We start from the raw sequence: 21,654 nt of genomic DNA, 5'->3' as shown, positions 1-21,654 counted from the left end.
CCGTGGCTACTGGTGTTCGGTGACGATTCCCCTGGCACGCTCGAACTCGTCGAGTGTGATCATTTGCGGTTCGGGTTTCGGCGGGTTCTGGTAGCGCTGCACTTCGGCGAGATACGCGTCGACGCGGGCCTGCGCGAGCTTCGGCGGCCGGAGCGCGCTCGGCGGGATCATCGGGAACGGCGGCGGCTTGCGCCCCTCCCGTTTCGCGATCGCGCGTTCCTTGCGCAGTTCCGGATCATCCGGGTCGATGGTGCGGTCGTTCCACTTCAGCTGCAGCGCGTACTCCTGGGCTTCGAGGAGTCGCGCCGTGTTCTCCTCGTGCGGTCCCCAAGCAGCCTCGCCGTCGCTGAGGAAGTCAGCGAGCGCGGACTGCGGGATCCGGACGAGGCGGCGCACATGCGCGGCCAAATCGGCTGCGGGCATCGTTCGCCATGCAGTGCGGAGATCTTGCTGGAAGTACTGGTGGAAGTCGGTGAGCACGGCGTCCCACCACGGTCCGGCGACCGCGGTCAGGACGCCGAGGATTCCCCCGCAGCATCCTCGGCGTCCGCACCTTCCTCGGCCTGCTTCGCGCGCAACTTCGGCGTGTACTCCGGGTCGCCCGTCAGAACGAAGTCGAGAATCGCGGTGAGGTAAGCACTCTCGTCGTCACCGGTCAGCGGCTGACGCTGCCGGTTGAAGGCTTCGCGGAAGTCGTCCTCGCGCCCTTCGTCGGCGAGCAGGGCCGCGATCGCGCCGAGGACGTCGCCCTTCGCACGCGCTTCGCTGTGCGCCGTGACCTGTTCCGGAGTCGCAGCACGGTCGATCTCGAATTCGACTCCGTCGACAGTGAGGGTGCGAGTGCCGACGAGTCCGCGGGCGGAGAGCCAGTTGTTGAGGTCGAACGACTGGTCCGCCTTCGAAGCGGTCTTGCGAGTGGTACGGGGGGCGCCCTGCGTCATGCTCTACTCCTCGGTGCGGGTCAGGCGAGCGGGTTGCTCGAGGTGAACTTGCGGATGGACAGGCTGCCGTCGTCGGGGACGAGGTCGATGATTTCGATGTCCCAGCCTTCGAGGTCTTCGCCGTCCATGGTTTCCGGCGGCTTGTTCGCGAGTGTGGACTTCTTGAGGTAGAAGGCCTTCCACTCGCTGCCGTCCTGCACCCGGCAGATGAACGCGAAGTTTTCGTCGGTGCCCTCGATCCATTCCCAGATCCCGGATCCGGTCGAGGTTTCGGCGATGGACCCGCCCTGCAGCAGAGTCAGGGCAGTGGCCTTCGAGACGTCGACCGGACGGAGCTTGATCGTCTCGGTCTTCTCGCCCTTCTTCTGCCGGTAGGTGCCCTTCTTGTTCCAGATCGTGAGGTTGGTGTTGTCCTGCGACGTCTCCCGGGAGAAACCCGCCTTGATGCCACCGAACGCGTCCCAGCCGGCGAGTGCGCTCGCGAAAATGTCGGCCGGGAGCGCCGTACCGGCGGGAGCGCGGAACGCGTCGCCGTCGAGCCAGAGCCGCGTCTTGGACGGGCTCGCGTAGTCGGACATTCGTCCTCCTGCTGTAGTCCCGCACGCTGCGGGGTCTGGTTACGGAAAGGGGCACCCTGCAAGAGGTTCCGGGGCAGTTCGCGGAAAAGGGCCCGGCCCGCCGCGCAGGGCGCCCCACCCCAACGGCGGGCCGGGGGTCAGTGGGCGTGAAGCGTCAGCTCCGCGCGAACCTGCACGCCGAACACCGGGGTGGCGGTGCCGCGGGATTTGTCGATCGGCATCTCCATCGGACCGTCCGTGACACGAGCCGAGTACCGCACCTGCTCGTACTGTCCGTTCCGGACGGTCGCGAACAGCGCGGCGGCCCGTGCCGCGATGTCCCACGCCGCGGTGAGCGGCTGCTTTCCGTCGAACGCAGCCGACGCGCACCCGTTGATCGCGAGATCCGCGCGGTATGCGCCTGCGGCAGCGTTGATCGGCGTGACCGACGTCAGCATGACCGCGAACGGCCGCGTCACATCGGCGGGCGCGGCCGACGCCAGCCCGCCCGGAGCGAGCGCGACGAACGCGGGGTCGGCGAGCAGTAGCGCGCGGGCCAGTCCGGCGAGGTGCGGGAGCACGGGAGCGGTCACGGTCACCTCCGCGGCTGATAGCCGGTGTACTTCCCGTACGCCTTCGCGGCGTTGGTGAGCACGGCGTGTGCCGGGGTGTCCGACGTGCCGTACTCCTTGTAGAAGCTGTCCGGGTCATTGTCCACAACGGACACTTGGTCGCCGGACACCTCGACGCCGATCCCGTCCCGGTACGCACCGGTCAGCACTGGTGCCGCGGCCTGCGCGTCCCCGGCGATCTGGTGCGCGATCTCGACCCGGTCCGGAGTGGACAGGCGGCGCGCCTCGGCGACCGCCTGGTCCGGGTAGACCGTGACGCGGATCGACGCGGCCACGATCGCCTACAGGCTGAACGCGGCGACGGTGAACCCGGTCGCGGACGGGGTCGCGATCAGGGTCGAGCCGTAGAGGTTGATCGGCCAGCCGCCGATCACGCCGACCTGGTTCGCGCTGAACGTGTACGTCTTCGGCGTGACGACCTGCCCGTCCACCTTGTCCTTGAACGCGACCTGCACCGTGCCGCCGCCCGCGGGCGCGGTGATGCGGAGCCACAGCTTCCCGCCGTTGACGAAACTGTTGCCGTTGACGTTGTCCATCGCGGTCGGCGTCGGGTCCGTGAGCACGGACTGATACCCCACCGAGGACACGGTTTTCGCGGTTGCGGCCATCGCCACACCCCTCCTACTGCTGCATGTCGGATACGAACCGCGCGGACGCGGCGAGGAATTGCGGGCGATGGTTCGGGCGCCGCGCGACGTCGCCCTCGATCGCGTACTGCGCGCCGGATTCGTCGATGACGATCGTCGCCGAGGTGAGCGGTTTGTCCGGCGGCACCAAGACCGTCCACGCGGACACCACCGTCGTCTGCTGCCCGGCGATCTCCGTCTGCGAACCCAGATCCATCACCGACTTCTGCGACAGCCGCGCGGGCGACACGGTGTCGACCGGGTCAGGCGGGCGGGTTGCCCCCGTCACCGGGTCCACGGTTCCCGGACCGCTTCCCGGATTTCGCAGCGTCACCAGCTGGGGGTACTTCGGGGGCATTCGGGGTCGCCTCCTCGCCCTGTGCCGGTTCAGTGGTGTCGGCCTGCGCGGGCGGCTCCGCGGTGAGCGTGCCGTCCTTCAGGCCGTTCTCGGCGAACTCGCTCCCGGCCGCCGTGTGGTAGATGCGGCCGTCGGTGCCGTACAGCTCGACCGTGGTCGGCTCGATCAGAGTGTCGTCGGACATTCGCGTGGTCCTTCTATCCGGGGTGGACGGAGAACGCTTTGCCGCGCTGATGCGCCGCGTCGTCCGCAGTCGGAGTCAGCAGCTCGATCTGGCCGGCTGTCAGGTCGAGGGCAGCGTCGGCGGCGTCCTGGAAAACGATCGTGTACTCGGGATGCGCCTCGGACTTCACGCCGGGCTTCACGGTGATCGCCTGCTTCACGACGCTGACGCACACACCCTCGGCGAGGTCGGACTCGATCTCGCCCGACGAGATCGCCGTCTCCAGGCCCGGCACGCGTTTCCGCATGATCGCGGAGACGTAGCGGAGCAGGCTGTCCGCCTGAGCGGTCTCTGCCGCCGTGAACGTGACGGCGAGACTGGTGGCCACGTCAACGGCCGTGGCGTACGACGACGTGGCCACCAGACATCACTCCCCGGTCTTCTTCTCGCGCTCGGCGCGTTCGGCGTCGATGCTCGCGATGATGTCCTCGCGGGTCGCGTCCGCGGGGATCTCGTCGAACCACTCCAGCTTCTCCGCGTAGGCGCGCCACGCGTCGAGGCCGGAACCCTTGCCGGACCGAGGCGGCTCGACGAGACCGTCCGCATCGGACTGGTCCGACTCGCCGGGGTCGGACGGCTCCGGCTCGGCGACCACGGGCAGCACGCCGTCGACCCACGCCTTCGGGTTGGTGACGCGCGCGGCCGCCCAGTCCGGAACCTCGTCGCCCGGCCCGAACACGCCGTGCCGTCCCTCCTCGTCCGCCACGTGCACGTAGCTCTGCAGCTCAGCCATGCCAGCCGCCTCCTACGCCACGTCCGCGACGAACGACAGGTCCGGGTTCGCCAGGACCGGCAGGCCGATCGCGGCTGCCTTCGTCCACAGCGCCACCGGGTCCTTCTCGGTGTACACGCCGGCGACCATGCCCGGCTCGTTCCCCGACAGCCCGAACTCCGCCTCGAGCGACTCCGCGGTCGTGCCCCACATGGTGCGGCCGAGCTGGGTGTCACCGGAGTCCGGTGGCAGGAACAGGAACCGGTCGTCCGGGATGACCCGCTGCGCGGTCTTGTTCACCGACACCTGCGCGTCGTAGACCCGGATCGGCGGGAGACCGAACGCGGCGAGCGCGTCCTGCAGCATCTGCTGCGTCACCAGCGACGGCTGGTTCGCGCCCGGGAACACGAGGTTCCGGAATTGGGCGTTCTGCATCAGGTACGCGATGACCCGCCGCGACGTGACCGCGATGCCCGGCTCCGTGCCGTTGGTCGCGACGTAGGTGTCGCGCCAGGACATCATGTCCGTGACCGGGGTAGCCGAAGCCGTGTTGCTCCACAGCGTCGCGGCGGTGACGGAGTGGCTCGCCTTGCGTCCGAAGTCGACGACGAACCCGTTCAGGCCGTTCTCGTTGATCGTGACGGAGCCGTTGACGAGCGCGTCGCCGCGGGCGAGTTCCATCCGGGCCGACAGCGCACGCGTCATGGAAAGCGCGTCGTTCAGGATGGCCTGACGGATCGCGTCGTTGAGCTTCCGCTGCCGGAGCCGGTCGTACTCGCCCTGCCGGATCTTCCGCGACAGCGGCGGCAGTTCGCCGGAGATCCGCGCGATGCCCGGCCGGGAACCGATCGGCGACTCGGCGTCGTAGGTCCGGAACTCGCCGGCCTCGACGAGCCCGGCACCGCCGCGGGAGAGCCGGAAGTCGAGGTCGTCGACCAGCTGGTTCGGCAGGTACTGGCTCAGCGTGAACTGGTTGACCTGCAGGTCCGCGAACGCGGCGCGGACGTACCCCGTCAGCTCGACCGGGGTGATGTAGTCGGTGTTGATCAGCATTTACGTCACCCCTCTCAGACGAACTCGGCGAGCTTGAGATCGGCCTTGCCGTTGGCGTCGAGCGATCCCTTGCCGGACTGGAACGGAAGCTTGGCGGTGCGGACCCGGCAGTGGGTCAGCAGCGCCGCGCCGACGGGCTTGCTGGTGTCGGCCGGGACTTTCACCGCGGTGAAGAGGAACCCGACGGCGACGCCCGGCTCGGTCGTGGAGTTCGACGGGTCGTACGGGCCGAGCTTCGTGGTGCTGCCCGCGATGTACGCGAGCACGGTGCCCGACGGAATGAATCCGTTCGGGTAGTGGGTTCCGGCGGTGAAGGCCGAGGCGTCGAGGGTGACCGTGCGCGCGGACTGAGTGCCGTGCGCCGACCCCAGCCAGGACTGGTCGTCCTGCTGGAACGCCTCAGTCTTGATGCTGAGGTCCATGATTCCCCTTCCGGGATCAGGTGTTCTGGTTGTTCTGGTAGGGCGACTTGTAGAGCGCCGCACCGGCTGTGAGTGTCGGTGCGGTGGGCGTCTGCGGCGTGCCCTGCCCGGGCAGCGGTGCCGGAGGCGGAGGTGTCTGCCCTCCGTTGACCTGCGCGAGAAGCTCCTGCACCGTTGCCGCCTGCTGCTTGAGCGTGGCGTCGTCGGTCGCAGTGAGCATGTGCAGGTAGTCCTTCGGCACGCCGTGCTCGACGGCCGCTTTGTAGCGGGCCAGGTCCCTTTGGGCGGTGTCCCGATCAGTGACTGCGGTGTCGCGTTCGGCCTGAGCCTTCTGCAGGTCGTTCATCCCGGCCTGCTCGAACTCGGTGACCTTCTGGTTCGCCGCGGCGAGCTGCCGCGTGAGCTCCTCGGCGCGCTGGCGTTCGGCCTCGAGAGCCCGCATCCCAGCAGGCCCGAGGGGCTGGTCTCCCTGGTCGTTCGGCTGAGGCGTCGCACCAGCGGCCGGCGGAGCGGGGACGGGAGGAGCCGCCGACGGGGCCGGAGCTCCAGCAGCAGGCGGGTTGGGTGCGGGCGGCACAGGCGTCCCCGTCGCGGGTGACGCTGCTGGCGGGGTGGCGGGTTGGCCTCCGCCGGTAATCGGGCCGGACGCTCCCATGATCGGCCACACGGGGCGGCCCCCGACGATGCCGACAGCACGCAGCGGATCGCCCGTCCGCGGGTCGACGATGCTCGGGTGGGTGGGCAGGGTGGTGTTCCGCATCGCGCGGTCCTCCATCGGGGTGGGCTGGTCGCGCCGCGTCGCGCGGACGGACCGGGTGGGAAAGCCCGCTCGGCGCATCGCGCGCCGGTCGGGGTCGTGCTCTCCCGCGCCGTCGCGGCACGGGGAAGTTTCACCAGGGCAGCAGGTAGGCGAACCGGCGCAGCTGGCCGAGGATCTCCTCGCGTCCCCAACCGAATTCCTCGGCGAGGGCGTAGATCTCGTCGGGCAGCAACCGCGGGGCTTTCGCGTACCGGTACCGTTTGCCCGGCCGCTTCTCCAGTTCGGCGTCCGTGCGTTTCCGCAGCGAGCCGTCCGCACGGATCTCGTAACCGCCGAACAGCGCCCTTTTCGTCGTCCCGACCGTGGTTGCCTGGACTTCGCGGCCGTACGCGGTCACCGTGGTCACGCCCTCATACGCGTTGACGATCTGGCTGATGTCCGCGCCGTCCCGGATCGCCTGCGCGCCAGCCTCGCCGAAAATCCGGTCCTGGTCCTCTGTGGACAGCGACCGGAAATACGCCTTGGGGTCGGTGCGCCAGTCGTCGGCGATGTCCTCGACGGTCGGGACGTTCTTGCAGTCGCACCGGTCGTGCCGCTTGAACGCGCTCACCTTGTACACGCGGCCGGCGAGCACCGCGCAGCGAGCGCACGTCTTGCCGTTGAGCATCCGCACGTACCGGTTGGCACCGAAACTGACGCCGGCGGCGGTGACCGCGGCGCGTCCGGCGTCTTGCATGCCGGACGCCACGATCGACAGAGCGACCAGGTCCGCGTGCCGCCGAGCTTCGTCAACGCCGATGTTCGGCGCAGCCTTCGCCACCGAGATCGGCGCGTAGACCAGGTTCTTCAGCCACGACCCGCCGCCGTCGGTCATGTCGGCGAAGCCTTCGGCGTCCACACCCGGGCCGGGCAGGATCCGCGCGCCCTGTTCCTCGAGAAGCGCGGTCACATAGTCGTCAGCACCCTCGACCATCGCCACTTGCAGAGCGAGCAGCGTCTCAGCGACGTCGGCGATCGCGTTGCGCCACCGTTCCGGGTCGGTCGCGCCCGCGGCACTGGCCTTCTGCAGTTGGGCGAGCGCTTCCTGCGTCAGCGCGGTCTGGTTGTCGGCGTAGGGCTGGACGATGTCACGCGCCGACGGCGGCAGCGCCATTGCCGACTCCCACGCCGTTCGCCGCACCCTGGTCGACACCGGCGGCGGAGCCGACGTCGATGTTCCGCAGGTTCAGCGCGGTCCGCTGGAAGGTGGCCTGCCGACCGGCCATCCGTTCGCGGAGACGCTTTTGCCGCTGGGGCGAGAAACTGAGGATGTCCCACGCTTCTTCGGCGTCGAAGATGCCGCCCTGCACGCCCTTCACGGCCGCGTCCATCGCGGACGCGATCGTCGGCATCGCCGCGGACTTCCACTTCGGAGTCATCCCGGCGATCGCCTGAGGATCGTTGTCCATGATCGCCCACGAGATTTGCGCGGCCCGCCGCGCGGAACCGCCGTACCAGGTGTGGTGCGCCTCTGTGCGCAAGATCAGCCGCTCCAGCGAGTACATGATCGACTCAGCGCTCGGCGGGTTGTCCGAGCTGTAGCCCATCATCGCCGGAGGCATCCCGTACTTCGAGGCCGTGAACTGCGCGAGAACCTTGAGGCTCTCGTGGAAGTTGCGCAGGTCCGAGGCGGAGAACTGGCCGATCTGCACCGGCAGCGGGTTGTCGTTCCGGTTGTCGCGCTTCGGATGAGGAACCGCCCAGACGTCGCCCATGGCGACCTTCCACAGGGGGATCTGGTTCCCGTTCTCGTCGACGAAGTCCTTTTGCGACACGCCGACTGCATACTTCCGGCTGACCGCGTGGTGCTCGCCGGCTGCCATCATGTTGGTCGCGAACTGGTTCGCGCCGTCCACGAGCGGTTTCAACGCGAAGAGGTCCGAGCGGCCTTCGCCGCGGCGGGGTTTCGTGAGGATCGGCACGAAGGGCACCGACGGCAAGCTCTTGTCGTTCGCGATCGTCGCCGACCACTCGCCGAGGTCGCTCGAAGCGACCAGTTCGCCGTTCACGAACTCGTGCACCATGCCGCGGCCGAACCGACGATCGGTGACCCCTGGCCACTTCGGCAGGTACAGCGCGCCATTCAACTCTTGCGAACTGTCGCTCAGCTCCTCATGCCACAGCTTCAGCCCGGCGATTGGTTGCCGAGTCCGCGGATCGAGTTCGCAGGCGACTTGGTCGGCGTACTCGGTCGTCAGCATCGGCATGTCGCCGGGACCGTCCGGACCGACCATGAAAAAGTGCTCGCCGCCAGTACTGGCCGCCTCCCACGCCTCCGGCGACTGCGTGGGCATGTCGTTCGCTGCCCACCACTTCCCGAGATCGTCGACCGATTCCTCATTGGTGAGGAGGAAGTCTTCGAGCTTCATCCGCTCGACCACGGTCTCGACAACCAGTTCCGGCCATGGCAGCAGCAGCGGCGGGAACCGGTCATCCTGCTCGGCGAGGATCCGCGCCACGTAGATGAGCGGCTGCTCCAGATCCATGTACTGCCACCAGCCGAGCGCCTTCTCGCGCTGGCGGCCAGCCTTGGCGGCGAGCCGGTCGTACCACTGCTTCGGGGAGAGGTCGGAAAGCTTCACGCAGACCTCCCTCGGCTCGACACGACAATCTGGGCTTTCTGCGGTTCTTCGTCCTCGGCCGGCGCGCGGAGCATCGCGTTGCACGCCATCGTCGCCGCCGGCACCGCATCGATCCGGCGCCCGGTCCGGTCACGGGCGGGCTTGTCCGGTCGGATCAGGTCCGGGTCGTACGGGGCTTTCCGCACCTCGACGTTGTCGAAGCAGAACTCAGCGACCGGGTTCCCGTGGTGCAGCAGACGGCCCTTCTTCACGAGCCCCATCAGCTCGTTCATGCCGAGCGTCATCGACTGGAAGTTGTTCGAGTAGGACTCGATGTTCCAGAACCCGGTTTCGTTCTCGATGCGCTGGATCACCGGCGGCGCGGACCATTTGTCCGCGTCCGCCGCGGCGAAGTCGAAGTCGGCCAGTTCCTCGGCGACGTCGCTGTAGAGCCGCTCGTAGTCGACGATCGGGCCTTCGGTCGCGACGATCCAGCCCTCCTTGACCCATCGGGAGAACTTGCCGTCGTTCTTCTTGTCCAGGTCCTTCAGCGCGGGCTCCGGGATCCAGAACCGCCACAACGCGTGCACCCACTGGTCTTCCGGGATCAGCGTGCACCAGGCGGTCAGGTCGGAGTGCGAAGCGAGGTCCATTCCGGCCCACGCCTGCCGACCGAGGAGCCGGTCGCGATGGTAGTCCGGGCGCAGCCAGACATCGTTGGCGTCGCCGCCGCTGGCCCGGTACAGGTGCATCGGCATCCACCGGAACTTCTGCTGCACCCGTTGGTTGACCTGGAACTGTTTGAACCCGTTTTCCTTCGCCGGGTCGTTCTTCGCGTCGAGCGCTTGCCGCCGCAACGCATCCCGGGACTTGAACTGGTCGAGGGCCGGGTTCGGCCACTTCCAGTTCCGTTCGTCGAACGGGTCGGTGCTGACCGGCAGGTGCGGGTGTCCGGGGAACCGCGCCCACAGCCGCTCGAGTTCGTCCTGCGAGTGCGGCAGCTTCCGCACGAAGCTGAATACGTGCGGCGCCCGGCTCGGGTCGTCCTGGGTCTTCTCCGCCTCGTCGATCAGGTCCGCGCCGAACGAGGAGTCGTCGTCGGTTTCGGTCGTCGTGGCGTACATCAGTTCCTGCAGCCGCGCGCCGGCCGCCGTGGTCATGGCTTCCCACATCGACCCGTCGGGCTGTGACAGCACCTCGTCGAGGTTGAAAGCATGCGGGTTGTGGCCCAACTCGCCTTCCGCGTCGGCGGTGAGGATCTCGTAATGCGAGCCCGTGGCTTCGTACACCAGCCGGCGCGCGTTCTTGATGTGCTTGACGCGCTTCGACAACACCGGCGACAGCTGCACCATCCGCAGCGCGGGCTCGAACACTTTCCCGGCCTGCTTGGTGTCCGACGCAGCGCAGTACACCTCGGCGGATTCCTCGTCGTCGCCGACGAGCATGTACAACTGGATCGCCGCCGCGATCTCGCTCTTGCCGTTCTTGCGGGCGACGATGATGTACGCGATGCGGTAGCGGCGCGCGTACGTGCCCCACTCGCTCGACCACTGCACTTCCCCGAAAAGCGGCCGGATGATCTCGAACTCTTGCCAGTCCAGGAGCCGGAACGGGGTCCTGACGAGCGGGCCCTTCACGTGGACGAGCAGGCCGGCGAAGAACGTGACGACCTTGTCCGCGCGGGGCTCGCAGTAGTGCGCGCCGGACTTCGGGCATTGCTTGCCGCGGAACGTGTAGCCGCATTCCGGGCCGGTTGGGTCGTCGGGCCGCCAGCGGGCTTCGACGTCGAACGGGTCGACGCTGCTATCCGGTGCCGCTGAGGAGGTCGTCGTTCGGGTCACGCCTGGCCTCCCCGATGGACAGGCCGGCCCTGTCGCTCGGGGTGAGCCCGAAGCGGGCGGCGTACTTCTGCATCTGGGCGTCCGCGGCGTCGAGGATCTGCTGCCACGGGTTCTTCCCGAGCCGGTATCCGGTCTGCTCGCCGTTCTTGTTGAACACCGGCAGCTTGATGACCTCGCCTTGGGTCTGCACCTGCTTCGAGGCATGGCGGCGGCGGACGACGGCGTCGCACCAGGCGGCGAACGCCTCGCAGTCCCAGGCGGTGAGCACGCCCTTGGCTTTCAGGTCGGGGGCGAGGTGCTGCCAGACCTCGACGGCCTGCTCGCCGAGCCACGACGGCGGCTCAACGGCCAACTCGGATGGCTTCGGCTCCGCGGTGTTGATGCGGTCCTTGCGGTCGCCGTGCAGGACAGCGAGGTTCGTCGGCTTCTTCGGCCGGCCAGTGGTGCCCACAGCGGTCACCTCCGAGCTACTCGCGGCCGTCCCAGGCGTGGTGGACCACCATCCAGCCCGACGAGTCGTCGCCCTGCACGAATTCGACGTACGGCAGGCAGGCGCAGTCATCGCCCGGGTTGTGGCCGACGACGTCGTCGATCGGTGTTACTTCGGAACCGGTGTCGGTCGGCGCGACGAGCCATCCAGTCCGGACTGCCATGGGTGCCCTCCGCGTCCTGCCCGTGGACGGGCCTGGGCCGAGGGCTGTACCGGGCTCTGTCCGGCACCCGATCATGATCCGGTTACGGCGGCCCCGGAGTTTCGTCCGCGCGCGATCTGGCCTTGCCCGGGGCGAAAGTCGTGTGGCGTGGGGGGTGGGGGCTGCCCCCGGGGTGTGGATCATGTCGATGTGGATCACTTGTTGATCTTCACTTGATCGACTTCTCATGATCGACAAGGCGCTCGGCGGTGCCTGCCTGTGCCCTGCCTTGGCCCATGACGTGGCGGATGGCTTCGCTGTCGCCGTCGACGATGACGTGGACGTCCATCCAGGGGCGGAGCAGGGACCGGATGCGGTCGCGTCTGCTGATGCGGATGGTGGTATGGACGAACGGGTCGGCGATGGGTGTGCGGAAGCTGACGGGCCGGTCGTTGATGCGGGTGGTGACGGTGTAGCGCATCGTCGTCTCCTCGGTCAGCGTGCTGCTTTGCGTCCGTTGCAGGATCGGCAGAGGACGGCGAGCTCGCCGTCGGGTGGTCCGCCTCGTGCGACTGGGGTGACGTGGTCGGCGGTGAGGTCGGTGGCTGCGTGGGCTGGCACGCCGTAGCCGGGGCACCAGTCGCCGTGCTCGTCGCGCCAGGCTCGGACAGCTGCGCGCCTGCGGTTGATCTCGGTCCAGTCGCGGGTGCGCTTGGTCGGGATGGTGCGTGCGCGGTGGCGTTGGTCTTGTCGGGTGTGGCGTTGGCAGGGGCCGCGGTGTCCGGGTGTGGCGGATGGTTGGGGGCAGCCTGGTCGGGTGCAGGTCCAGGTGGGCATGTGGTGGGCCTGTCCGGAAGGGGGTGGGGGTTCCTGGAATCGGCCAGGGGTCAGGCGGTGGCGGCCAGCTGCTGTGCGACGCGGGCGATCGTGGCGCGGCCGGGTCGGCGAGGGCAGAGCACGACGGGGAACCGGCCGGTGCGGTGGCGGGCGGCGTAGGCGTTGACGAGGGTGTCGCGTTGCCAGGGCGTGAGCTGGACGCCGAGGCTGTCGGCGACTCGGTCGACGTCGGCGGCGGTGATCGACTGGGGCATGGGGCGCTCCGATCTGGCGGGTGCGGTGCCCCGGATCCCATCCGGCTCGCCATGCGTCAGCCCGCGCTTGCGGGCAGGGCGACCGGCTGCACAGGGATCCGGGACGGTCCGCTGTCAGGGTGTGTGCGCTGGGGGTGCGGTGGTGGTGGGAGCTACTGCTCAACCGACCCACGAATCCGCATGATGACCCATCCTTGCGTTCGCGCTGGTCGCGGCGCAATCACCCGGGGGGATGATCTTCTGCTCCGGGTTGGCAGCGGCGGAGTGGAGCGCCGAGCGCGGCGGGTGGCGGGTTCGCTGCCTCGCGCGCGTGCGCAACCAACAAACTCAACCATCTACGAGACGTAACAGAACCACTTCCACTACCACTACCACTCAGGGTTCGCCGGAGCCTAGGCGAATACTTACCTATCAGGGCACTTCACTACCTTGAGCTATAACCCTTCTCTAACCCTCCTCTGTAGTCTCTCAAGGGGATAGAGAAGGCCGGTTGCCCACAACCTGTCCACAGCCCTGGAGGTATGCAGTGAGCCCCGACGACACCCCCACCGCCGACGAGATCCGGCAGGCCCGCCTCACCGCGCGCCTCACCAGATCCGCCATGGCCGGCCGCATCGGCGTGAGCGAGCAGTCGCTCAAGAACTGGGAGACCGGCAAGTCCCGGCCGAGCCAGCCGTCCCTGCAACGCTTCCGGGAAGCCGTGAACCGGATCAGCATCAGCGACGGCAGCGACGAGGTCGACGAGCCGCAACGGTGGCGGATGCTGCGCGAGCGGGCCGGGATGACAGTGCAGCAGATGGGGATCGTGATGGGTGTGCCCGCGGACACGGTCGCGGCGTGGGAGCAGCCGAAGGTGTACCCGAACGTGACGCAGCGAGCGCGGTACGACGCGATGCAGCAGGAGATGGACGCGACGCTCGGGCCCGACGGCGCAGTGCCGAACCGGTGGCGGCAAGCACGGGACGACGCAGGAATGTCACGCGAGGACGTGGCGGCCGCGCTGTCTTCCGCGGGGCATGTGACGTCGAAGAAGGACGTGTGGGACTTCGAGACCGGTGTTCGCGAGCCGAGCCTCACGCAGGCCGCGGCCTATGGCGAACTCCGCTGATCCGAGAGCGGGGCGAAGGCTAGCGAACCGTGCAGGTCGCCGTGCTGCTGGCCGAGAGCCCGGTCGTCCCGTCCGCGGGGAGTCCGCCGTCTTCGGCGACGACCTTGCCGGTCGCGTCCTTGACCACGCAGGATGCGCCGTTCGGCAGGGTCGACTCGACGGTGAGCGTGAAGCTACCTGCGTGGATGGTCTGCGTCGCCGCACCGGTGCTGACGTCTATGCTGCCCGCGCCGGTTCCGCTGTCGTTCCAGTTGGCGGAGATGTTGCCGCGGACGGTGACCTGGTAGTCGGCCGACGCCGGGTCACTGTTGGCGCGGACGAGCCAGATGACGCCGGCGACGGCAGCGAGGACGGCGACGGCGATCGCCGCGATGACGGGCTTGGTGACCGCGGGTCTGCCGGTGGTCTCAGTCATGGCGGTGCTCCCCCTCGGCGTGAGTCTGGGGGTGGAGTCGCGCGCGTGACGGGGCTTGTTACCGGGGGTGTCCGGATTGTGATGGGCGGGCCGGCGCCCCTATTTGACGATGAGCGCGTCGATCTTGCTGAAGCAGTCGGCGCAGAGGATGCCGCCCGGACCGGCGGGCTTCCGGCCGCACTTGCTGGCTAGTACCTCGACGAGGCTGTAGCCGCCGTCACCTCGGGTGATGTGGCCGCGGCGCGCCCGCTGTCGGAAGGTGGTGGCGCGGGCCCGGCCGGTCACCGCTTGCTCTGTTCGTCGGCGAGGCGGGCGTCGCGTTCGGCTTTGCATCGGGCCCAGTGGGCGTCGACGAGCCGGTTGCGGCGCGCGCGGTCGTCGGCGATGGCGCGGCGGAGCGGGCCGGGGACGCGTTCGACGACGTAGTCACCGGGCTGTGCGCCGTAGCCGGCGAGCTGGTTGAGCCACCAGTCACGCTCGGCCTCGGTGGCGGCGAAGTCGGATGTCTCGCTGCGGGGGCTGAGGCGTTCGACGAGGAGGTCGTCGCGGGGGCTGATCCGCCACAGCCATTCCGAGTTGTCTTCACGCTGCCAGTCGCTCACGTGTTCGACTGTAGGTAGTGTGACAGCGGTCGTCAACGACCGTCGTCGCCGCTGGGTGGCGCGCCTGGGCAGCTTCGGAACGGCGGCTTCCCGCAGACGGTGCAGACCGTCGGGCCAGCGACTGACAGGTCCAGCATGTGCGGCCGGGCCGCGACCGCGGCGATTCGCTCGACGCCGTCGCGGAAGCCCCACTTCGACAGCAGCCCGGACGCGCGCAGAACAACGCCGCGAGCCTCGACCAGGTCATCCACGGTGGCCATCCTCCCGCACTTCGGCGGCCTGCGGGGGCCACGGTGCTTGCAGCGGCACAGTCTTGTGCTCCCGGACCCCTTCGTCGCCCTCGAAGAGGATCTTGCGGTTGTCGTCGAAGACGAACCTCTCGAACGTGATCTGATCGTCCGCCACGGTGACTGTGGACGGTACGGGGACGTCGTTCGGGTCGATGCCGTGCGCCTTGACGAAGGCCAGCAGGGTCTCGCGCGGCACCGGGGTGACGGTGGTGACCATGAAGACGTCGGTGGCGATGCTGCGGTCGGGAAAGTCGATCTTGTAGTCGGTCACGCTGTGGCTCCTTGTCACGCTGTCTCCAGATCGTTCGCGATGGCCAACCTCACCAAGTCCCCGCCGTCGTACGTACGTCGGCATCTCTCGCATTGGGCGGGTCGTCCGACTCCGCCCCAGAACACGCGGCCGTCGCAGGTGACGTTCAGGCACGCGCCGAGCGCCTTCTGCGGTGCGTCGTTGGCGAGGCTGCGGGCCATGTGGTGCAGCTCGGCGAGATCCGCGGCGACATCGTCCACCCACGGCTGCGCCCCCACCCACCACAGGTTCCGGCGGATGTAGCCCGCGTCCGCCGCGATAGTCCCGCCGGGGCGGGATTCGTCACGCTCGCCCGCGATCGAGTCGGCGAGGCTGGACAGGCTCCGCGGGATCGACCGGACCCAGCTGGCCGAGTCGTCCGGTCGGCGGGTGATGGCGTCGCCGTGCTCGTCAACGTCGCCCGGCAGGGAACGCGGGTCGAGCGCGGCCACCACGTCCAGGCGCAGCGGCGGGGTCGAGCCGTACCCGGGCGACATGCGCCCGGTCTGACCGCGGACCGGCTCCACCGAGTCCGGGAGGACGACGGTGGCGTAGTGGACGATGCCGCGCACCAGCTCGATCAGCTTGTTCACGCAGTCGTTGCACGAGTAGGCGACACTGCTCGTGTCGGCGCGGCGGCACACCCGGCACTTGCCAAGCGCGACAGGTTCGGTCGTCACGGTGCCTCCTTCGTGGGGAATCCGATGTAGACGCGGGCACCGATGGCGTCGCAGTAGCGGACAACGGTCGAGATCTGCGGGTCCTTGCCGCTGCGTTCGATCGTGTAGACCCGCGACGGATCGACGTTCATCCGGCGGCCGACCTCGCTGAGGCTCACGCCGCGCTGCTCGCGGAGGTCCCGCAGGCGTGCGCCAACGGCCCGGCCGAGCGCGACGCGCTTCACCGGAACACCGCGGCGAGTCCGGCGAACCAGCCGCGGCGGCGCACGGGCGGTGGCGGACCGGCCCAGTCCGACGTCGAGGAGATGGTCGGCTGCTGCGCGAAGTACTCCCGCACCGCTGCGGTGAGCGCATCCTGGTCGACGGGCGGCGGCGGGCCGGGTGTGCCGATCCCGCCGGGCCGGTAGCCGATGTCCACGGGGTCGTAGAGCCCGGTTTCTTCGGTGTGCTGCAGGCAGTTCGACGTGCCGTTGAGCGCGAAGCACGGGCAGGGACCGTCGGAGGTGTTGCTGCACAAGGGTTGCCTAGCCACAGTTGTCCCTCTCGCTGTCGATGGCTTCGTGAGCATCCATGTGGCGTCGGTAGCAGTCCCGGCACATCACGCGCGGGCTGCACCGAAGACACGAGTCCATGTCGTTCAGCTCGAACCAGCCGCCGCATTTGACGCAGTCCGCGGGCATTTCCGGCATCAGCGCTTCGAGGCTCACCGGTCGGCCTCCTCGGTGTCCGGCTGGTGCTCCACCACGTGGCCGTGAGCGGGGCAGTCCGGGTTCGGCTCCATCTGACTTCCCGGTTCTGTCGCGCCGTAGTGGGTCGTCCATTGCGACTCGGGGGTCACGAAGCAGATGCAGTGCGGCTCCTCGCGCGGGGCGGGAGCGGGCTTGGGTGGGGTTTTCCCGATGCAGGCGGGGCAGTCGGGCAGGTGTTCGGTGATGGTGCAGTCGTTGTTGAGGATCACGCGGTGCGGCTCCTCGCGGCCCGGCTCGCGGTCGAGGCAGGCTTCGATGCGTTCCAATGCCTCTAACGCGGTCGTCTGGTTCGGTTTCCCGGGCTCGCCGAGCTGTCCGAAGTCGACCAGCACGGCGCGGATGTCCGCGCGCAACTGCTCGGTCCGTCGCCATGCCTTGCCCAGCTCTACCCCGTGGTGCGCCACGGCTTCCCGCAGCTGCTCGCGCAGCTTGTCGCGATCAGCAGTCGCCCGCGCTGCTTGAGCACGGTCCAGGTTCATGAACCGTTCCGCAGCGGCGAGATCTGCTCGCAGTTTCTCGACATCCCCGAGCTTCACGGCGTCGGAGGGCAGCCGGTGCCAGTCGAGCCACAGCGGCAACGGCCAGCCAGTGCTGTCGGTGATCTGAATCCACTCGTCGTCGCTCGGCATGAACAGGCCATGCGTTGCGATCCAACGAAAATCTGGCACGCGCGGGGTGTCGGCGTCGGTCATCGCGAACCTCCGAGATCGATAGAGATCGTTGCCTTGCCTTCGAGTTCGTCGAGCACCCTCCGCGCCCGCTCCGGGTCCTGGACGGCGAGCAGCTTCACCAAGCCGGGGATCACTTCGAAGTTGCGTTCCTTCACCGCGCATGCGATGCCGTGCTCGATCTGGTCAGGCGTGAACTCCGGGGCGCTCATCGCTGTGCCTCGCTGGGTAGTGGCTTGCCATCGAGAGCGGCGCGGAGATCCATCTGCGCGGCGCAGACTCGGCACGTAGCCATCGGGGTGAAGGGCGCCTCCGGGCCGGGACATGCCCAGAAGCTGCAGGCGCCCTTGAGGTCGTCCAGGACGCTGTTTACGACGGCGCGCAAACGGTCGTACTGCTCACGCTTGTAGGCGGGCCTCAGCCACCCTTGTTCAGCCACGACCGGCCTCCTCGTTGCCCGACTGCGCCTCGCTGTCCGCCTGGCGCTCGACAGGCTGGCCGTGAGCGTGGTCGTGGAGGAACTGCTCGATGTGGCCCCGGTTCTCCAGCGGTGCGGTCATTCCGGCTACGCACCCGCCGTGTCGGCAGTCGAGACCGACCCCGTCGTTGGGACGCGGATCGACCTCGATGTGCGGCGGCACGGTCCAGCCGAGCAGCGTGCGCGGCTTCGTCTCGCCGGCCGGTTCCTCGCTGGCCACGGGCGGCCAGCATCCAATGCCACGGTTGACGGGCGCCGGTTCCTCGTGGTCTTCGCTGATGCGGTGCGTGTCCGCTTCGACGTCCCAGGTGCTCGCCGATCCACTGCGGTCATACCGCGTCACTTTCGCCGGGCCTTTCGGGATTCGACGTTCCGCCATGGGCGGAAGCTCGACGTCGCTGCCAACCGCGCACGACGGGTAAGCCGGTTCCTTGCGGTCCTCCCCGAGCAGTTCGATCCCGATCACGGTGCCATCCTCGGAACGATCGACGTTCACCGTCTCCTCGGTGGTGTGGTGCACCACCTCATCGAGCACCTGGACGTAGGCGGCTCCAGCTTCATGATCGAACTCGACCGAAGTGGCCTTGACCCGCGCCGGTTCCTCGCTGGCGAACAGCCGACGCGGATCAGCAGCGCACTGCCCAATCTCGTACAGGGCTTCGCCGATGCGCATGTCGACCTCGCGCTGCCCGTCGTCCAGGCGCTCCCACGGGACCAACCACGAGGGTTTCGGGGCGGTCTGTTCGTTGGCCCACTGCGTCCAGATCTGCCGCACCCAGCGGCCAAGCAGTTCGCGGGATTGCCGAGGCTGCGCCGGTTCCTCGCGGTCCGTGACGGGCACGGCGAGGGCGCGGACCGTCCTGCACGGGTAGTCCTGTCCGCATTCCTCGCACACCTTGAGTGGCGTCCCATGCTCCGAGTCGACCGTTTCGAGTCGAGCGTGGAACCCGCGCACCTGGTCGAGTTTCTCCCGGGCCTCGTCCCGCTGCCACTGCACCTTGTCGACCTTCGTGGGCTCGCGCCCCGCGGCACCCTCGAACACGCGCCGGATGCCGTCCAACGCGGCGGTCGCGCGGGTGCGCACCTCGTCCGGGTTGCAGCGGCCCGGGCCGAGCATGAACGCGTGGAACCCGGCGGCGTGATCCTGGATCTGGTCGAGCTTCGACAGCGCCGTTTCCTGGCCCGCATTCGGCTGCTCGCTGGCAGGCTCGATTCCCCAGGCGCGAACGAGTTCCTGCCCTTGGCGATGCAGGTCTTTCGCTACCTGAGCGCAGGCGGCGTTGAATCCGTCCACCAGCGCGCGCCGCATCTCATGCGGAGTGGGCGTTTCGCCCGGCTGGTTCGGCCGCTCGCTGGCGTTCTCGGTCTGGTCAGGCAACGGGGCCCTCCTTCGCGTTCGCGGCGAGGAACGCGCGAATCCGGTCGTGCTTCTCGGGTGTGGTGTGGCCGTCGAACACGACCGAGTGCGCGGGCATGTGCCACGACACCTGGCCGGTCGGGAGTTCGATGTAGATGACCGGCCAGTCCGGCTCGGCCGGGTCGATCCGGATACCGGCTGCATAGCCGCACTGGAGTGCGGCGTCAGCGGCGGCAAACACCAGCGGGTACCGGGTGGGGTAGTTCGTGTCGTGCTCGATCAGCGCGGCGAGCGACTCGGCCAGGTAGTGAGCGGGCAGCAGGTTCGCGAACACCTGCATCCATTCTTCGGACGGTGCTTCAGGCATCTGGTGTCCCTTCGGGGTTTCGGGGCTCCTGACGGAGCCGGTAAGTCACGAAGCTTCCGGAAGCAGTTGCGCGGCAAGCAGATCCAGCACGTCACCCACCCGGTACCGCGGTGCACGGCGGCCACGCGACGTCTCGCCGAGCAGTGCGTCCTCCGACGCCGCATCCGAATGAGCCAGCAGCCGCCCCCGCGCCGCGTAGCCACGGATCATCGACGCCGTCACCGGTTTGTCGTCCGGCCTGTCCAGATACGTCGGCAACGCACGCGACAGTTCCGTCGCGGTCAACAGCTGGTCCCGCATCGACTCCAGCATCCAGGCGCGACGTTCACTCATGTCCCACTCGGCACGGCACGCCCAGCACACCGCAAACGCGCGGTCCGGCAGTCCATACAGGTCCCGGTCGCAGCGCTCCAGCGGTTCGCCGTTCTCGTCGTCGCCGGCCATGAGGTCGGCCGAGCAGATCCCGAGGTACACGCGATCACGCGGACCAAAGACCGCGCTCCTCGCCCGACTCACCCGTGCCGTCACCTCCGTGAACAGGTCGTCGGCATACGAGCAGCCAGCCATCCACGATTGGTGTCGCAGCAGCCACTTCGCTAACGGCCACGGGTGGATCACGATGTCCAAAAGGGCGTGGTCTACCGAATAGTCCGTCCACAGGTTCTGCACCCAGCTAGCAAGAACATCCCGAAGATCGTCCGCGACCCTAGATGCACCCAGGTTCGCCGGTGTCGAGGATTCGCTGCCGCCAGTCACGAACCCCACACCACCTCGCGTGGTCTTCGCCTGCCGGGTGATCGTGACGTCCAGCTCGGGGTACAGCCATTCGACGTCCCGCAATGCCTTGGTGAGGGTGTCGATGCAGGTGCGGCACAGCGCCGTGTCGGTCGGACGGCCACAGCCGGTAGCGCACGTGTTCATCGGCTCCTCCTCGCATCGTCCACAGTGGAAACGTCCAGCGGCAACGGGATCTGGTCAGGGTCCTCGGGCCGCGGGCCGCCCTCGCGGAACATCAGGCGGCGTTCCTTTAGACGGTCCCCGATCATGCGCCGCCAGCACACCGGGCCGTAGCCGCGCCGCTTCGACTTCTCCGACCGGAGAGGCCGGCCGCACTGCGCCCGGCGGCACCAGGCCGTCATGCCGCACTCCTCGCGTCCGCATCGAGCACGCCGAGCAGATAGAGGTACGCCTCGACCGCCTGCTGCCAGACAACGCCGTTGCCGGCGAGCTTCAGCTGCTGTGCGCGGGAGAGCCCGGGAACACCGGTGATCCAGCCAGCGGGGAGGCCCATCATCCACTCTGGAAGCTCGGGGTTCAGGACTCGTCCGCCGCGGGCTCCGGGAACGGTAGGAACGGGTGCGGGTCGTCCGAGGACGGCTTCCCATCGACGGATGGCTGGCTCGTACCCGGCCCAGTCCAGAACACGTCCGTCAGCGTCCAGCCGAGGTTCGTCGTCGGCTTGATGGAGTTGCGTTTCGCTGTCGCGTTCCGTGTCCCCCGCGAGTCCGCGACCTTCGGCGTGGGGAGCAGCGTTGATGCGAGGCTGTTCAGCGACGGCCGTACGGAGGCCCCGGGGCTTGGCGATTGGTTGTTCCCGTACGGCGTCGCTGTCGGCGTCGGCAGCAGATGCTCGACCTCGTCGGCCAGCGTCGGCCCGTGTCCGCCGGCTTTCCGCTTGGTCGGATGCTGCGATCCCCCGTTGACCGCGAGCTGCGCCGTCGGCGTCTTCAGCAACAGCGACGAGGAAGAACCGATCCCGCTTGTGCGGGGCACCCACTGCGGCAGCGGTGAGGCAACACCACGCGAAGCGATACCCGAGCGAGGCCAGGCTGGTCGCGACTCGCTCGAGTTCCCCAGCGGCAACGACTGCTGGGACGTTCTCCAGGAGGACGTATTGGGGTCGAAGTGCGCGAAGGCATCGATCGACCTCCGGCCAGAGCGCGCGGTCGTCATCAGCACCTTTCTGTTTGCCTGCAAGAGAGAACGGCTGGCACGGCCAGCCTGCGAAGACAAGCTCGACCGGCGCGAGCAACGCGACAAGATCCCAATCGACCGCGGTGATATCGCCGAGGTTCGGCACGCCGGGATACCGGTGCGCGAGCAGCGCCGCCGCGGCCGGGTCGAGATCGGCGAGCCACGCTGGCTCCGCGCCGAACACCTCGGCTGCCGCCATGTCCAGCGCGCCCGTGCCGGTGAACAGCGA

General features: G+C 68.4%; 37 protein-coding genes. 1 reads left to right on the top strand and 36 read right to left on the bottom strand.

All coding sequences use genetic code 11. The features are described from left to right. Positions 1-6: 6 nt before the first annotated feature. From L3Q65_RS46155 to L3Q65_RS46060, 21 genes are all read right to left on the bottom strand, one after another. Positions 7-480, bottom strand: coding sequence for a hypothetical protein (locus L3Q65_RS46155; RefSeq protein ID WP_237598490.1), 474 nt, complete (start codon positions 478-480; stop codon positions 7-9). 29 nt (positions 481-509) lie between these two features. After that, positions 510-941: a hypothetical protein gene (locus tag L3Q65_RS46150; RefSeq protein WP_237598489.1), complete on the bottom strand. Its 432-nt coding sequence runs from the start codon at positions 939-941 to the stop codon at positions 510-512. 20 nt (positions 942-961) lie between these two features. Continuing rightward, positions 962-1,519, bottom strand: a complete 558-nt coding sequence (locus L3Q65_RS46145; RefSeq protein WP_237598488.1) for a hypothetical protein — start codon at positions 1,517-1,519, stop codon at positions 962-964. Positions 1,520-1,656: 137 nt separating this feature from the next. Next, on the bottom strand, positions 1,657-2,091 hold the full coding sequence (locus tag L3Q65_RS46140; RefSeq protein WP_237598487.1) for a hypothetical protein: 435 nt from the start codon (positions 2,089-2,091) through the stop codon (positions 1,657-1,659). A 2-nt stretch (positions 2,092-2,093) separates the two neighbouring features. Further along, entirely contained in the window at positions 2,094-2,405 is a 312-nt protein-coding gene (locus L3Q65_RS46135) for an HK97 gp10 family phage protein (protein WP_237598486.1), read from the bottom strand. 6 nt (positions 2,406-2,411) lie between these two features. Beyond that, positions 2,412-2,738 (bottom strand): hypothetical protein, encoded by a 327-nt coding sequence (locus L3Q65_RS46130; protein WP_237598485.1) that lies wholly within the window; start codon positions 2,736-2,738, stop codon positions 2,412-2,414. 13 nt (positions 2,739-2,751) lie between these two features. Next, positions 2,752-3,045 (bottom strand): hypothetical protein, encoded by a 294-nt coding sequence (locus L3Q65_RS46125; protein ID WP_237598484.1) that lies wholly within the window; start codon positions 3,043-3,045, stop codon positions 2,752-2,754. Beyond that, complete coding sequence (locus L3Q65_RS46120) at positions 3,020-3,298, bottom strand: hypothetical protein (protein WP_237598483.1); 279 nt, start codon at positions 3,296-3,298, stop codon at positions 3,020-3,022. Before L3Q65_RS46120 ends, L3Q65_RS46125 begins: the two co-directional genes overlap by 26 nt. Positions 3,299-3,311: 13 nt before the next feature. After that, the gene (locus L3Q65_RS46115; RefSeq protein ID WP_237598482.1) at positions 3,312-3,698 is read right to left on the bottom strand and encodes a hypothetical protein; all 387 of its coding nucleotides are present in this window, start codon (positions 3,696-3,698) and stop codon (positions 3,312-3,314) included. 6 nt (positions 3,699-3,704) lie between these two features. Further along, positions 3,705-4,070, bottom strand: a complete 366-nt coding sequence (locus L3Q65_RS46110) for a hypothetical protein (RefSeq protein ID WP_237598481.1) — start codon at positions 4,068-4,070, stop codon at positions 3,705-3,707. Between the two features lie 12 nt (positions 4,071-4,082). Then, on the bottom strand, positions 4,083-5,102 hold the full coding sequence (locus L3Q65_RS46105) for a major capsid protein (RefSeq protein ID WP_237598480.1): 1,020 nt from the start codon (positions 5,100-5,102) through the stop codon (positions 4,083-4,085). A gap of 14 nt (positions 5,103-5,116) precedes the next feature. Beyond that, the gene (locus L3Q65_RS46100) at positions 5,117-5,524 is read right to left on the bottom strand and encodes a head decoration protein (protein ID WP_237598479.1); all 408 of its coding nucleotides are present in this window, start codon (positions 5,522-5,524) and stop codon (positions 5,117-5,119) included. Positions 5,525-5,540: 16 nt separating this feature from the next. Beyond that, positions 5,541-5,966 carry a hypothetical protein gene (locus L3Q65_RS46095; protein ID WP_237598478.1) on the bottom strand — a complete coding sequence of 142 codons (426 nt, stop codon included), beginning with the start codon at positions 5,964-5,966 and terminating at the stop codon, positions 5,541-5,543. A gap of 448 nt (positions 5,967-6,414) precedes the next feature. After that, on the bottom strand, positions 6,415-7,437 hold the full coding sequence (locus L3Q65_RS46090) for a hypothetical protein (protein ID WP_237598477.1): 1,023 nt from the start codon (positions 7,435-7,437) through the stop codon (positions 6,415-6,417). Next, positions 7,412-8,905 (bottom strand): phage portal protein, encoded by a 1,494-nt coding sequence (locus tag L3Q65_RS46085; protein ID WP_237598476.1) that lies wholly within the window; start codon positions 8,903-8,905, stop codon positions 7,412-7,414. The genes L3Q65_RS46090 and L3Q65_RS46085 overlap by 26 nt, the downstream gene beginning before the upstream one ends. Further along, entirely contained in the window at positions 8,902-10,725 is a 1,824-nt protein-coding gene (locus tag L3Q65_RS46080) for a terminase large subunit (RefSeq protein ID WP_237598475.1), read from the bottom strand. The genes L3Q65_RS46085 and L3Q65_RS46080 overlap by 4 nt, the downstream gene beginning before the upstream one ends. After that, positions 10,688-11,176 carry a phage terminase small subunit P27 family gene (locus L3Q65_RS46075; protein ID WP_237598474.1) on the bottom strand — a complete coding sequence of 163 codons (489 nt, stop codon included), beginning with the start codon at positions 11,174-11,176 and terminating at the stop codon, positions 10,688-10,690. Before L3Q65_RS46075 ends, L3Q65_RS46080 begins: the two co-directional genes overlap by 38 nt. A 16-nt stretch (positions 11,177-11,192) precedes the next feature. Next, positions 11,193-11,378, bottom strand: coding sequence for a hypothetical protein (locus L3Q65_RS46070; protein ID WP_237598473.1), 186 nt, complete (start codon positions 11,376-11,378; stop codon positions 11,193-11,195). Between the two features lie 208 nt (positions 11,379-11,586). Beyond that, the gene (locus L3Q65_RS46065; protein ID WP_237598472.1) at positions 11,587-11,838 is read right to left on the bottom strand and encodes a hypothetical protein; all 252 of its coding nucleotides are present in this window, start codon (positions 11,836-11,838) and stop codon (positions 11,587-11,589) included. 14 nt (positions 11,839-11,852) lie between these two features. Then, positions 11,853-12,194, bottom strand: a complete 342-nt coding sequence (locus L3Q65_RS47740; protein ID WP_370648162.1) for an HNH endonuclease — start codon at positions 12,192-12,194, stop codon at positions 11,853-11,855. Positions 12,195-12,244: 50 nt separating this feature from the next. Further along, on the bottom strand, positions 12,245-12,448 hold the full coding sequence (locus L3Q65_RS46060) for a hypothetical protein (RefSeq protein ID WP_237598471.1): 204 nt from the start codon (positions 12,446-12,448) through the stop codon (positions 12,245-12,247). Between the two features lie 526 nt (positions 12,449-12,974). On the opposite strand from L3Q65_RS46060, the gene L3Q65_RS46055 reads away from it, so the two are divergent. Continuing rightward, positions 12,975-13,556 carry a helix-turn-helix transcriptional regulator gene (locus L3Q65_RS46055; protein ID WP_237598470.1) on the top strand — a complete coding sequence of 194 codons (582 nt, stop codon included), beginning with the start codon at positions 12,975-12,977 and terminating at the stop codon, positions 13,554-13,556. A 19-nt stretch (positions 13,557-13,575) separates the two neighbouring features. Here the strand turns inward: L3Q65_RS46055 and L3Q65_RS46050 are convergent, their stop codons facing one another. The 15 genes from L3Q65_RS46050 to L3Q65_RS45980 form a co-directional block, all read right to left on the bottom strand. Then, the gene (locus tag L3Q65_RS46050; RefSeq protein WP_237598469.1) at positions 13,576-13,971 is read right to left on the bottom strand and encodes a hypothetical protein; all 396 of its coding nucleotides are present in this window, start codon (positions 13,969-13,971) and stop codon (positions 13,576-13,578) included. 99 nt (positions 13,972-14,070) lie between these two features. Then, a complete protein-coding gene (locus L3Q65_RS46045) occupies positions 14,071-14,256 on the bottom strand; it encodes a hypothetical protein (RefSeq protein WP_237598468.1) in 186 nt (61 codons plus the stop codon). Then, entirely contained in the window at positions 14,253-14,573 is a 321-nt protein-coding gene (locus L3Q65_RS46040) for a hypothetical protein (protein WP_237598467.1), read from the bottom strand. Before L3Q65_RS46040 ends, L3Q65_RS46045 begins: the two co-directional genes overlap by 4 nt. A gap of 32 nt (positions 14,574-14,605) precedes the next feature. Continuing rightward, positions 14,606-14,833, bottom strand: coding sequence for a hypothetical protein (locus tag L3Q65_RS46035; protein ID WP_237598466.1), 228 nt, complete (start codon positions 14,831-14,833; stop codon positions 14,606-14,608). Beyond that, the gene (locus L3Q65_RS46030) at positions 14,817-15,134 is read right to left on the bottom strand and encodes a hypothetical protein (protein ID WP_237598465.1); all 318 of its coding nucleotides are present in this window, start codon (positions 15,132-15,134) and stop codon (positions 14,817-14,819) included. Before L3Q65_RS46030 ends, L3Q65_RS46035 begins: the two co-directional genes overlap by 17 nt. A 14-nt stretch (positions 15,135-15,148) precedes the next feature. Continuing rightward, a complete protein-coding gene (locus tag L3Q65_RS46025; RefSeq protein ID WP_237598464.1) occupies positions 15,149-15,832 on the bottom strand; it encodes a hypothetical protein in 684 nt (227 codons plus the stop codon). Continuing rightward, positions 15,829-16,056 (bottom strand): helix-turn-helix domain-containing protein, encoded by a 228-nt coding sequence (locus L3Q65_RS46020; RefSeq protein WP_237598463.1) that lies wholly within the window; start codon positions 16,054-16,056, stop codon positions 15,829-15,831. The genes L3Q65_RS46025 and L3Q65_RS46020 overlap by 4 nt, the downstream gene beginning before the upstream one ends. Next, positions 16,053-16,364 (bottom strand): hypothetical protein, encoded by a 312-nt coding sequence (locus tag L3Q65_RS46015; RefSeq protein WP_237598462.1) that lies wholly within the window; start codon positions 16,362-16,364, stop codon positions 16,053-16,055. The genes L3Q65_RS46020 and L3Q65_RS46015 overlap by 4 nt, the downstream gene beginning before the upstream one ends. Positions 16,365-16,535: 171 nt before the next feature. Beyond that, positions 16,536-17,273 (bottom strand): hypothetical protein, encoded by a 738-nt coding sequence (locus L3Q65_RS46010; RefSeq protein WP_237598461.1) that lies wholly within the window; start codon positions 17,271-17,273, stop codon positions 16,536-16,538. Next, positions 17,270-17,461, bottom strand: a complete 192-nt coding sequence (locus tag L3Q65_RS46005; protein ID WP_237598460.1) for a hypothetical protein — start codon at positions 17,459-17,461, stop codon at positions 17,270-17,272. Before L3Q65_RS46005 ends, L3Q65_RS46010 begins: the two co-directional genes overlap by 4 nt. Before the next feature lie 219 nt (positions 17,462-17,680). Continuing rightward, positions 17,681-19,105 carry a DUF2283 domain-containing protein gene (locus tag L3Q65_RS46000; RefSeq protein WP_237598459.1) on the bottom strand — a complete coding sequence of 475 codons (1,425 nt, stop codon included), beginning with the start codon at positions 19,103-19,105 and terminating at the stop codon, positions 17,681-17,683. Then, the gene (locus tag L3Q65_RS45995) at positions 19,098-19,451 is read right to left on the bottom strand and encodes a hypothetical protein (RefSeq protein WP_237598458.1); all 354 of its coding nucleotides are present in this window, start codon (positions 19,449-19,451) and stop codon (positions 19,098-19,100) included. The genes L3Q65_RS46000 and L3Q65_RS45995 overlap by 8 nt, the downstream gene beginning before the upstream one ends. A 45-nt stretch (positions 19,452-19,496) precedes the next feature. Next, positions 19,497-20,372: a hypothetical protein gene (locus L3Q65_RS45990; protein WP_237598457.1), complete on the bottom strand. Its 876-nt coding sequence runs from the start codon at positions 20,370-20,372 to the stop codon at positions 19,497-19,499. After that, positions 20,369-20,590, bottom strand: a complete 222-nt coding sequence (locus tag L3Q65_RS45985; RefSeq protein WP_237598456.1) for a DUF6011 domain-containing protein — start codon at positions 20,588-20,590, stop codon at positions 20,369-20,371. The genes L3Q65_RS45990 and L3Q65_RS45985 overlap by 4 nt, the downstream gene beginning before the upstream one ends. Then, positions 20,587-21,624, bottom strand: a complete 1,038-nt coding sequence (locus L3Q65_RS45980) for a DNA cytosine methyltransferase (protein ID WP_237598455.1) — start codon at positions 21,622-21,624, stop codon at positions 20,587-20,589. The genes L3Q65_RS45985 and L3Q65_RS45980 overlap by 4 nt, the downstream gene beginning before the upstream one ends. Positions 21,625-21,654: the final 30 nt, after the last annotated feature.

Source organism: Amycolatopsis sp. FU40, assembly GCF_021903635.1.
Lineage (GTDB): Bacteria > Actinomycetota > Actinomycetes > Mycobacteriales > Pseudonocardiaceae > Amycolatopsis > Amycolatopsis dendrobii.
Note: the sequence above shows the minus strand (reverse complement) of the source record. Positions and strands in the feature narration are given on the sequence as shown.

Excerpts from the sequence above, each read along its gene's own strand:
- L3Q65_RS46010 (WP_237598461.1), bottom strand. The coding sequence starts at position 17,273 with ATGACCGACGCCGACACCCCGCGCGTGCCAGATTTTCGTTGGATCGCA.
- L3Q65_RS46035 (WP_237598466.1), bottom strand. The coding sequence starts at position 14,833 with ATGGCCACCGTGGATGACCTGGTCGAGGCTCGCGGCGTTGTTCTGCGC.
- L3Q65_RS46060 (WP_237598471.1), bottom strand. The coding sequence starts at position 12,448 with ATGCCCCAGTCGATCACCGCCGCCGACGTCGACCGAGTCGCCGACAGC.
- L3Q65_RS46100 (WP_237598479.1), bottom strand. The coding sequence starts at position 5,524 with ATGGACCTCAGCATCAAGACTGAGGCGTTCCAGCAGGACGACCAGTCC.
- L3Q65_RS46095 (WP_237598478.1), bottom strand. The coding sequence starts at position 5,966 with ATGCGGGCTCTCGAGGCCGAACGCCAGCGCGCCGAGGAGCTCACGCGG.
- L3Q65_RS46070 (WP_237598473.1), bottom strand. The coding sequence starts at position 11,378 with ATGGCAGTCCGGACTGGATGGCTCGTCGCGCCGACCGACACCGGTTCC.
- L3Q65_RS46130 (WP_237598485.1), bottom strand. The coding sequence starts at position 2,738 with ATGGCCGCAACCGCGAAAACCGTGTCCTCGGTGGGGTATCAGTCCGTG.
- L3Q65_RS46090 (WP_237598477.1), bottom strand. The coding sequence starts at position 7,437 with ATGGCGCTGCCGCCGTCGGCGCGTGACATCGTCCAGCCCTACGCCGAC.
- L3Q65_RS46065 (WP_237598472.1), bottom strand. The coding sequence starts at position 11,838 with ATGCGCTACACCGTCACCACCCGCATCAACGACCGGCCCGTCAGCTTC.
- L3Q65_RS45980 (WP_237598455.1), bottom strand. The coding sequence starts at position 21,624 with ATGGCGGCAGCCGAGGTGTTCGGCGCGGAGCCAGCGTGGCTCGCCGAT.
- L3Q65_RS46150 (WP_237598489.1), bottom strand. The coding sequence starts at position 941 with ATGACGCAGGGCGCCCCCCGTACCACTCGCAAGACCGCTTCGAAGGCG.
- L3Q65_RS46050 (WP_237598469.1), bottom strand. The coding sequence starts at position 13,971 with ATGACTGAGACCACCGGCAGACCCGCGGTCACCAAGCCCGTCATCGCG.
- L3Q65_RS47740 (WP_370648162.1), bottom strand. The coding sequence starts at position 12,194 with ATGCCCACCTGGACCTGCACCCGACCAGGCTGCCCCCAACCATCCGCC.
- L3Q65_RS46145 (WP_237598488.1), bottom strand. The coding sequence starts at position 1,519 with ATGTCCGACTACGCGAGCCCGTCCAAGACGCGGCTCTGGCTCGACGGC.
- L3Q65_RS46110 (WP_237598481.1), bottom strand. The coding sequence starts at position 4,070 with ATGGCTGAGCTGCAGAGCTACGTGCACGTGGCGGACGAGGAGGGACGG.
- L3Q65_RS45995 (WP_237598458.1), bottom strand. The coding sequence starts at position 19,451 with ATGCCTGAAGCACCGTCCGAAGAATGGATGCAGGTGTTCGCGAACCTG.
- L3Q65_RS46120 (WP_237598483.1), bottom strand. The coding sequence starts at position 3,298 with ATGTCCGACGACACTCTGATCGAGCCGACCACGGTCGAGCTGTACGGC.
- L3Q65_RS45990 (WP_237598457.1), bottom strand. The coding sequence starts at position 20,372 with ATGAACACGTGCGCTACCGGCTGTGGCCGTCCGACCGACACGGCGCTG.
- L3Q65_RS46105 (WP_237598480.1), bottom strand. The coding sequence starts at position 5,102 with ATGCTGATCAACACCGACTACATCACCCCGGTCGAGCTGACGGGGTAC.
- L3Q65_RS45985 (WP_237598456.1), bottom strand. The coding sequence starts at position 20,590 with ATGACGGCCTGGTGCCGCCGGGCGCAGTGCGGCCGGCCTCTCCGGTCG.
- L3Q65_RS46005 (WP_237598460.1), bottom strand. The coding sequence starts at position 17,461 with ATGAGCGCCCCGGAGTTCACGCCTGACCAGATCGAGCACGGCATCGCA.